This window comes from Streptacidiphilus sp. P02-A3a, from assembly GCF_014084105.1.
Classification (GTDB): domain Bacteria; phylum Actinomycetota; class Actinomycetes; order Streptomycetales; family Streptomycetaceae; genus Streptacidiphilus.
Genome location: NZ_CP048289.1, coordinates 3,970,928 through 3,981,195, shown reverse-complemented (window position 1 = coordinate 3,981,195; position 10,268 = coordinate 3,970,928). Strand labels below are relative to the sequence as shown.

The following is a 10,268-nucleotide window of genomic DNA, read 5'->3' as shown; positions in this document are numbered from 1 at the left end:
GCAATGAGCGGATCAATTAGTCTGCGGCGTCGATCGCGGTAGCCCGAGCTCCTGGTCGAGGAAGCTGAACACCTCGTCGGGCGTGGCCGACTGGAACTCGATGTCGGTGCTCGCGGGTTGCTCCGCGCTGTGCGTCCCGATCCAGTTCGACAGCATTCCCCGCAGCAGCTTGGTGACGTCGTCGCGCATCTCGAATTCCGAGGTGACGGCGGAGAGGGCGGACTGGAGCTGTTCGATCTCGGCGATGATCGAAGGCGATTCGGTCCCCCCGCTCGGGCTCATCGCGGTCCGTACATGGTCGGCCAGAACCTCCGGCGTCGGATAGTCGAAGACAAGCGTGGCCGGAAGCTTCAGCCCGGTGGCTGTATTGAGCCGGTTACGCAGTTCCACAGCGGTCAGTGAGTCAAAACCCAGGTCCTTGAAGGCCCGGTCGGCCTCCACCTGGTCCATTGAGGCGTGGCCGAGGACAGCGGCGGCCTCGGACCGGACCAGGTCTGTCAGCATCCGGGTTCGCTCGATTCCGGACAACCCGTTCAACTGCTGCGCGAGAGCGCTGCCTTCGGCTGTTCCTTCGGCGTGTCCGCCGGCTCCGGCGGACGTGTTCGGGGACAGGACCCGCCGCACTTCCGGGAGATCGCCGATCAGGGCGCTCGCCCGGTGCAGGGTGAACACCGGCGCGAACCGCGCCCAGTCCAGGTCCGCGACGGTTACTGTTCCCGTTTCGGTCACTGAGTTTTCAATGACCGAATCGGCATTCGCGTCGACGATTCCGGCCAGGGTCTCGATCGCCAGATCGGGATCCATCTCCCGCAGGCCCAGCCGCTGCAACCGGTCGCCGCCCTCCCCCTGGCCCATGCCACCGCCGCCCCACAGGCCCCAGGAGACCGATGTCGCGGCCAGTCCCCGGCCCCGGCGGTGCTCGGCCAGGCCGTCCAGGAAGGCGTTGGCGGCGGCGTATCCGGCCTGCAGGCCGCTTCCCCAGATCGCGGCGCCGGAGGAGAAGGTCACGAAGGCCGTCAGCTCCCGGTCGGCGGTGAGCTCGTCCAGGTTCACCGCCCCGGCCACCTTGGCCAGGGCGACCTCGGCCAGCCCGGCGGCGGTGAGCTCGTCCAGCGGCGCGACCTGGTTGGTCCCGGCGACGTGGAAGACCGCCGCCAGCGCCGGTCCGGTCCGCTCGATCCAGGCCAGCAGCCCAGCGGCGGACGGCCGTTCGGCGGTGTCGCAGGCGATCAGCTCGACCGCGCTGCCGCCCTCGGCGAGCCGGGCGGCCAGCGCGGCGGCCCCGGTGGCGGCCGGGCCGGAGCGGCTGGAGAGCACGATCCGGGGGGCGCCACGACCGGCCAGCCAGCCGCCGATCCTGCCTCCGATGGCGCCGGTCCCGCCGGTCACCAGGACCGTCCCGGACGGCGTCCAGCGCGCGGCGGCGCCGGTGCGCGGCGCCCGGACCAGACGGCGGCCGTGGACGCCGTCTGGGCGGATCGCCACCTGGTCCTCGATCGGGCCGCCGACGGTGTTCCCGGCCAGGTGCCGGACCAACCGGTCCGCGGCCTGCTCGTCCAGCTCCTGCGGCAGGTCGATCAGCCCGCCCCAGCGGCCGGGGTGCTCCAGGCCGGCGACCCGGCCCAGCCCCCATACCGGGGTCTGCGCGGGCGCGGTGAGCAGGTCGCCTGCTCCGACGGCGACCGCGCCCCGGGTCAGTACCCACAGCGGCGCGTCGATGTCGCGGTCGCCGAGCGCCTGGAGCAGCGCGAGCGTCCCGGCCAGGCCGGTGCTGACCACCGGTTCCCCGGCCAGCGGGGACTCGTCCAGGGCCAGCAGCGAGACCACGCCCACCGGTAGCGGGTCCGGATCGAGCCGGGCGGCCAGCGCCTTCCGGCCCGCCTCGTCGGCCGTGACCTCGACCAGGACGGTGTCGGCACCGGCTGCCGCGAAGGCCCGTCGGCAGGCGTCGGCGAGCGCCCGCTGGGCGGGGTCGGCGACCAGCAGCCAGCTCCCCGTCAGCGGCACCGGGCCCGGGTCGGGCAGCGCCGACCAGGAGATCCGGTACCGCCAGTCGGCGGTGCCGACCGTGCCCCGGGCGCGTTGCCGCCAGGACGCCAGCGCGGGCAGCACCTCGTGGAACGGCCGGTCGGTGTCGACGGCGAGCGTGTCGGTGAGCCCGGCGAGGTCGCCGTCCTCGACGGCGGTCCAGAACCGGCTCTCGGCCGGGTTGCTGGTCTCCGGCGCCATGCCCGAGTCGATCCAGAACCGCTGCCGCTGGAAGACGTAGGTGGGCAGGTCCACCCGTGCGCCGGTCGGCAGGACCGCCGTCCAGTCCACCGGGACGCCGTGGACGTGCAGCGTCGCCAGCGACACCAGCAGCCGGTCGGCGCCGCCGTCGTCGCGGCGCAGCGTCCCGGAGACCACCGGGTCGGCGACGTCGGCGAGGCCTTCGAGAGTGTCACCGATCGCGTTGGTCAGCACCGGGTGCGCGGAGCTCTCGACGAACACCCCGTACCCGGCCCGGCCCAGCACCTCGACCGCCCGCGAGAACTCCACCGTGGCCCGCAGACTCGCATACCAGTACCCGGCATCCAACTCCGGGCCCTCCAGGAACTCACCCGTCATCGCCGACACCATCGGCACCCGAGCAGACTGCGGCGCGACCCCCGCCAGCAGCGCCAGGATCTCCTCCCGCAACTCGTCCACCTGCGGACCGTGCGAGGCGTAGTCCACCGGCAGCATCCGCGCCCGGACGCCCTCGGCCCCGGCCAGGACCTCGGCCAGCGCCTCGGGATCACCCGAAACCACCGTCGCCCCAGGCCCGTTGACCGCAGCCACCGACACCCGGTCGCCCCAGCGCCCGATCCGTGCCTCCACCTCGGAGACCGACTCCGCCAGCGACAGCATCCCGCCACGACCCGACAGCGCGATCAGCGCCCGGCTGCGCAACGCCACGATGGCGGCCGCGTCCTCCAGCGTCAGGGCCCCGGCGACCACGGCGGCGGCGATCTCGCCCTGCGAGTGCCCCACCACCGCGTCCGGCTCGACCCCGGCCGCCTGCCACACCGCCGCCAACGACACCATCACCGCCCACAACACCGGCTGCACCACATCCACCCGATCGAAGCCGGGCGCACCCGCGACACCGGCCAGCACCTCGACCAACGACCAGTCCACGTACGGCGCCAGCGCCCGCTCACACTCCGCCAACCGCGCCGCGAACACCGGACTGCCCTGAGCCAACTCCCGACCCATACCCACCCACTGCGACCCCTGACCCGGGAACACGAACACCACCCGACCGGCGCCGACGGCCGGGACCGCCCCGGTGACCAGGCCCACCGCCGAGCGACCGGCGGCCGCCGCCGACAAGCCCGCCAGCAGTGCGGGCCGGTCCGCGCCGACCACGACCGCCCGGTGCTCGAAGGTCGACCGGCTGGTCACCAACGACCACGCCACGTCCGCCGTGTCCGACTCCGGCCGAGCCCGCAGGAACTCGCCCAACCGACCCGCCTGCGCCACCAACCCGGCACCCGACCGCGCCGACACCGGCCACGCCGCCACCGACCCGGTCAACACCGGCAACGCCACCGGATCGACCGACGGCACCTCCTGCGGGACGAAGGCCGGAGCCTCCTCGATGATGACGTGGGCGTTGGTGCCGCTCATCCCGAAGGACGACACACCCGCTCGCCGGACCCGGCCGTTGACCGGCCACGGCTGCGGCTCGGCCAGCAGTTCGACCGCTCCGGCCGCCCAGTCGACGTTCTCCGCCGGTTCCTCGGCGTACAGACTGCGCGGCAGGTGCTGGTGCTGGAGCGCCAGCACCATCTTCATCACCCCGGCGGCCCCGGCCGCGCTCTGGGTGTGGCCCAGGTTCGACTTCACCGAGCCCAGCAGCACCGGCTGGTCCTCCGGCCGGTGCTGGCCGTACGTCGCCAGCAGCGCCTGGGCCTCGATCGGGTCGCCGAGTTCGGTGCCGGTGCCGTGCGCCTCCACCACGTCCACGTCCGCCGCCGTCAGCCCGGCGTTGGCCAGCGCGGCCCGGATCACCCGCTGCTGCGAGGGCCCGTTGGGGGCGGTCAGGCCGTTCGACGCGCCGTCCTGGTTCACCGCGCTGCCGCGCACCACCGCCAGTACCCGGTGCCCGTGGCGGCGCGCGTCGGACAGCCGCTCCAGCAGCAGCATGCCCGCGCCCTCGGCCATGCCCATGCCGTCGGCGGAGGCCGAGAACGCCTTGGAACGGCCGTCCTGGGCCAGGCCGCGCTGACGGGAGAAGCCGATCAGCGCGCCCGGCGTGGCCATGATGGTGACACCACCGGCCAGCGCCAGCGAGCAGTCACCGGACCGCAGCGCCTGCGCGGCCAGGTGCACCGCCACCAGCGAGGACGAGCAGGCGGTGTCGATCGTCATCGCCGGGCCCTCCAGGCCCAGCGTGTACGAGACGCGTCCGGACAGGACGCTGGTCGCGGCTCCGGTCATCAGGTGGCCTTCGGAGGTGCCGGCGCCGAAAAGGCCGTACCCCCAGGTGGTGCCACCGGCGAAGACGGCGGTCTGCGAGCCGCGCAGGCTCACCGGGTCGATCCCGGCGCGTTCCATCGCCTCCCAGGAGATCTCCAGCAGCAGCCGCTGCTGCGGGTCCATCGCCAGCGCCTCACGCGGGCTGATGCCGAAGAAGCCGGGGTCGAACTCGGCGGCGTCGTGCACGAATCCGCCGGAGCGGGCGTAGAAGGTACCGGCCTTGTCCGGGTCCGGGTCGTACAGGCTGTCCAGGTCCCAGCCCCGGTCCAGGGGCAGCGGGGTGATCGCGTCGCCCCCGGCGGCCAGCAGCTCCCACAGCGCCTCCGGGTCGCGGACGCCGCCGGGATAGCGGCAGCCCATCCCCACGATCGCGATCGGCTCGTCGGGCTCGATCGGGGCGCCGGTGAGCACCGGCCCGGCGGCCTCCGCGCCCAGGTCGCCGAGCAGTTCGGCGGTCAGGTGACCGGCCAGCACGGCGGTGGTCGGGTAGTCGAACACCAGGGTGGCGGGCAGCCGCAGCCCGGTGGCCGCGCCCAGCCGGTTGCGCAGGTCGACGGCGGTCAGCGAGTCGAAGCCGAGGTCGGTGAACGCCCGGGTCACCTCGACCGCGCCCGCCGAGGCGTGGCCGAGGACGGCCGCGACGTGGGTGCGGACGAGGTCCGTCAGCGCGCGGTCGCGTTCGGCCGGGGACAGCCCGGCCAGTCGGCGGCGCAGCGTGTCCGCCTCGGCGCCGTGGTTCCCGGCGGAGGCCGTGGACAGTCGCGCCGGACCGGCCAACCCCCGCAGCAGGGCCGGGATCTCGCCGCCCCGGGCGACCTGGGCACGCAGCCCGGCGACGTCGAAGCGGACCGGCATCAGCACCGCCTCGTCCCGGGCGAGCGCCAGGTCGAGCAGGACCAGGCCCTCGTCGGCGGACAGTTCGTTGGCGCCGCCGCCGGTCATCCGGTCCAGCAGGTCCTTGCTGAGGTTCCGGCCGATCCCCTCACCGGCCACCCAGGCTCCCCAGGCCAGGGAGACGGCGGTCAGCCCCGCTGCCCGGCGGCGGGCGGCCAGCGCGTCCAGGAAGGCGTTCCCGGCGGCGTAGTTGCCCTGCCCGGCGGCGCCGAAGGTGGCCGCGCCGGAGGAGAACAGGACGAACAGGTCCAGCTCCTGATTCAGCGTCAGTTCGTGCAGCGCCCAGGCCGCGTCGGCCTTGGGCCGCATCACGGCGTCGACACGCTCGGGGGTGAGCGCGCCGATGGTGCCGTCGTCGACGATCCCGGCGGTGTGCACCACGCCGGACAGGGTGGTGTCGGCCAGCAGCGCGGTCAGCGCGGCCCGGTCCCCGGCGTCGCAGGCGGCGACGGTCACGCCAACCCCGGTCGCGGCCAGGTCGGCGGCGAGGGCGGCGGCCCCGGCGGCGGCCGGACCGGAGCGGCTGACCAGGATCAGCCGTTCCGCCCGGCCGGTCACGGCCAGGTGCCGGGCGGTGAGCCCGGCCAGCTTCCCGGTACCGCCGGTGACCAGGACCGCGCCCCGGCGGGCCGTCCCGGGCTCCGCCGGTGCGGCGAGGGCGGACGGGCGGGCCAGCCGACGGGCGTGGACCCGGCCGCCACGCACCGCGAGCTCCGGCTCCGCCGTGCCCAGCGCGGCCACCAGCACCGCGACCGGGTCAGTGACGTGATCACCGGTGGCGGCATCGTCTGCGGCGGCATCGTCTGCGGCGGGCAGGTCGACCAGGACCAGCCGGTCGGGGTTCTCCGACTGCGCCGAGCGCAGCAGGCCCCAGGCCGCGGCCGCGCCCAGATCGGCCACGTCCTCGGCGAGTTCGGTCGCGACCGCGCCACGGGTGACCACGACCAGCCGCGACGGCAGCTCCAGCGCCAGCCACTGCTGGGCCAGTGCCAGCGCCTCAGCGGTCACCCGGCGGGCTCGCGCGGCCTCGTCCGGTTGACCGGCCTGCGTCCCGATGGCGGCCAGGACCAGCGCCGGGACCGCTCCAGCGGCCTCGATCGCGGCCGGATCGGCATACGCCGTGGCCTGGACACCGGCCGCGCCGAGGCGCTCGACCAGCCCCAGCGGGTCCCCGCCGAGGACCCCCCAGTGGCCGTCGGCTGCGGGCGGCGACACCGGCACGGGCGTCCACTCGATGCTGAACAGGGCGTCCCGCAGGGCGCTTCCGGCCGCTGCCAGGGACGCCGGCGGGCGCAGCACCAACGACTCCACCGACACCACCGGCGCGCCGGTCGCGTCGGCCGCGAGCAGCGACAGCACGCCGTTCGGCGACCGCCGCAGCCGGGCCCGCAGCACCGACGCGCCGACCGCGTACAGCGACAGGCCGGACCAGGCGAACGGCAGTTGCGGGCCCTCGGCGGCAGCTGCCGGGTCCGCCAGCCAGACGGCGTGCAGCGCGGCGTCCAGCAGCGCCGGGTGCAGGCCGAAGTCAACGGCGTTGCCCGCGACCGCCTCGGGCAGGGCGACCTCGGCGAAGACCTCGCCGTCGCGCCGCCAGGCGGCCCGCAGGCCCTGGAACGCGGGCCCGAACCCGGCCGCCGCCGCGAGCTCCCGGTACCCGTCGTCGACCGGTACCGCCACGGCGCCGGTCGGGGGCCAGACGCCGAACCCGTCGGCGAATCCGGCGGGCGGCAGGGCCGGGGCGATCCGCCCGGCGGCGTGCCTGGTCCAGGGGACGCCCGCGTCCGCCGGGCGGGCGAAGATCTCGACCTCCCGCTGCCCGGCACCGTTCGGGCCGCTCACGGTGACCTGGACCTGGACCGCGCCGCTCGCGGCGAGCGGCAGCGGCTCGGCCATGGTCAGTTCGTCGATCCGGGTGCAGCCGAGTCGTGCTCCGGCCACCGCGGCGAGTTCGGCGAAGCCGCTGCCGGGGAAGAACACCGTGCCGCCCGCCTGGTGCTGGGCGAGCCAGGGCTGGGCCGTCGGCGACAGCCGCCCGGTGAACACCAGCGCGTCGCCGTCGGCCAGTTCGATCACCGCGCCGAGCAGGGGATGCCCGACCGATCCCAGACCGGCGGAGGCGACGTCGGCGGCACCGGCCACGGAATCGGGCCAGTAGTGCTGACGCTGGAACGGATATGTCGGCAGGTCGATCCGGTGTCCGGCGGGCAGTACCGCCGACCAGTCGACCTCCACCCCGTGTACGTGCACTGCCGCCAGTGAGGCCAACAATCGTGCCGCGCCGCCGTCCTGACGCCGCAGCGTGCCGGTCACCACCGGCTCCAACCCCAGCCCCTCCAACGTCGCGGCCGTCCCCGAGGTCAGCACCGGATGCGGCGACACCTCGATGAACACCCCGTACCCGTCCCGCCCCAACCGCTCGACCCCACGCGTGAACTGGACGGTGGAACGCAGGCTGTCGTACCAGTACCCCGCACCCGCCTCCGCGCCGTCCAGATACTCCCCCGTCATCCCCGACACCATCGGAACCACCGCCACACCCGGCGCGATCCCCTCCAACCCGGACAGCACCGCCTCCCGAATGCCCTCCACCTGCGGACCGTGCGGCGCGTAGTCCATCGGCACGAACCGCGTCCGCACCCCGTCCCGCTCACACTCCGCCGCCAACACCTCCAACGCCTCCACCACACCCGAAACAGCCACCGCCGCAGGACCGTTGACCGCCGCCACACTCACCCGGCCATCCCCACCACGCAACCGCTCCTCCACCACCCCCAACGACGCCGCAATCGACAACACCCCACCCCGACCCGCCAACCCCACCATCGCCTGACCCCGACGCGCCACCACCCGCGCACCATCAGCCAACGACAACACCCCAGCCACACACGCCGCCGCGATCTCCCCCTGCGAATGCCCGACCACCGCATCCGCACGAACCCCCGCCGCCTCCCACACCGCCGCCAACGACACCATCACCGCCCACAACGCCGGATGCACCACATCCAACCGCGACAGACTGTCCGCATCACCCAAAACCTCAAACAGATCCCACTCCACAAACGGCGCCAACGCCTCCCCACACTCCGCCAACCGCGCCGCGAACACCGGCGACACCGCCGCCAACTCCAACCCCATCCCCACCCACTGACCACCCTGCCCAGGAAACACAAAGACCACCGGACCGGGTGTGCCGGCGGCGCCGGTGACCAGGCCGGGCCAGGGTTCACCGGCCGCCAGCGCGGACAGTCCGGTCGTCAGCGCCTCGCGGCCGTCGCCGACGAGGACGGCGCGGTGCTCGAAGGCCGAACGGGTGGTGGCCAGCGACCAGCCGACATCGACCGGGTCCGACTCCGGGATCGCGGCGCCCAGCCGCGCGGCCTGGGCGGTCAGCGCGGCGGCGCTGCGGCCGGAGAGCGGCCAGACCGCCGGACCCCCGGTCAGCACCTTCCCGGCGTCGTCCGGGGCGGCGGCGTCGCCGCTCTCCGGTTCGGCGGCGGGGGCCTCCTCCAGGATGACGTGGGCGTTGGTGCCGCTGACCCCGAAGGCCGACACCGCCGCCCGCCGGGGGCGGCCGTCGGCCGTCCACGGCACCGGCTCGTTCAGCAGCCGGACCTGCCCGGACGCCCAGTCGATGTGCGTGGACGGCTCCGTCACGTGCAGCGTGGACGGCAGCAGGCCGTGCCGCAGCGCGAGCACCATCTTCATCACCCCGGCCGCGCCCGCCGCCGCCTGGGTGTGGCCGATGTTGGACTTCACCGAGCCCAGCCACACCGGCCGGTCCTCGGGCCGGTCCTGGCCGTAGGTGGCGAGCAGCGCCTGCGCCTCGATCGGGTCGCCGAGGACGGTGCCGGTGCCGTGCGCCTCGACCGCGTCCACGTCCGCCGCCGTCAGCCTGGCGCTGGCCAGCGCGGCCCGGATCACCCGCTGCTGCGAGGGACCGTTCGGCGCGGTCAGACCGTTCGACGCGCCGTCCTGGTTCACCGCGCTGCCGCGCACCACCGCCAGCACCGGATGCCCGTTGCGGCGCGCGTCGGACAGCCGCTCCAGGACCAGCACCGCTGCTCCCTCGGCCCAGCCGGTGCCGTCGGCTCCGGCGCCGAAGGCCTTGCAGCGGCCGTCCTCGGCCAGCCCCTCCTGGCGGGAGATCTCCGAGAACGCGGCGGGGACGGCCATCACGGTCACCCCGCCCGCCAGTGCCAGCGAGCACTCGCCGGACCGCAGCGTCTGGGCGGCCAGGTGCAGCGCCACCAGCGAGGACGAGCAGGCGGTGTCCACGGTCACCGCCGGGCCCTCCAGGCCCAGCGTGTACGAGATCCGGCCGGAGATGACACTGGGCGCGGTTCCGGTCATCTGGTAGATGCCGGACCCGGCGGCGGCCTCCGCCGGGTACCCGGCGAACGACGCTCCGGCGAACACGCCCGTGGGCGAGCCCTGGAGCGAGGTCGGGTCGATGCCCGCCCGCTCCAGCGCCTCCCAGGAGGTCTCCAGCAGCAGCCGCTGCTGCGGGTCCATCGCCAGCGCCTCACGCGGGCTGATGCCGAAGAATCCCGGGTCGAAACGGGCCGCGTCGTGGACGAATCCGCCACGGCACATCGCCGAATCCGGATCGAGTTCCATGCCGCTTTCCCAGCCGCGGTCCGTCGGATATCCGGATATCGCATCGGTACCCGAGGCCAGCAGGTCCCAGAAGCTCTCCGGGCTGTCGACCCCGCCCGGGAGTCGGCAGCTCATTCCGACGATCGCTACCGGTTCCTGCTCCCCGGTCTCGAATTTGCGCAGCCGTTCCCGGGTCTCGTACAGCTCGGCCGACACCCTCTTCAGGTAGGCCAGCAGCTTTTCACTCTCCACCATCAGAGTTCTCCCTCACC

The 10,268-nt window shown here is 74.3% G+C and carries 1 protein-coding gene; it reads right to left on the bottom strand.

The features are described from left to right. Positions 1 to 12 precede the first annotated feature (12 nt). Positions 13 to 10,251, bottom strand: coding sequence for a type I polyketide synthase (locus GXP74_RS17800; protein ID WP_182452450.1), 10,239 nt, complete (start codon positions 10,249 to 10,251; stop codon positions 13 to 15). Positions 10,252 to 10,268 lie beyond the last annotated feature (17 nt).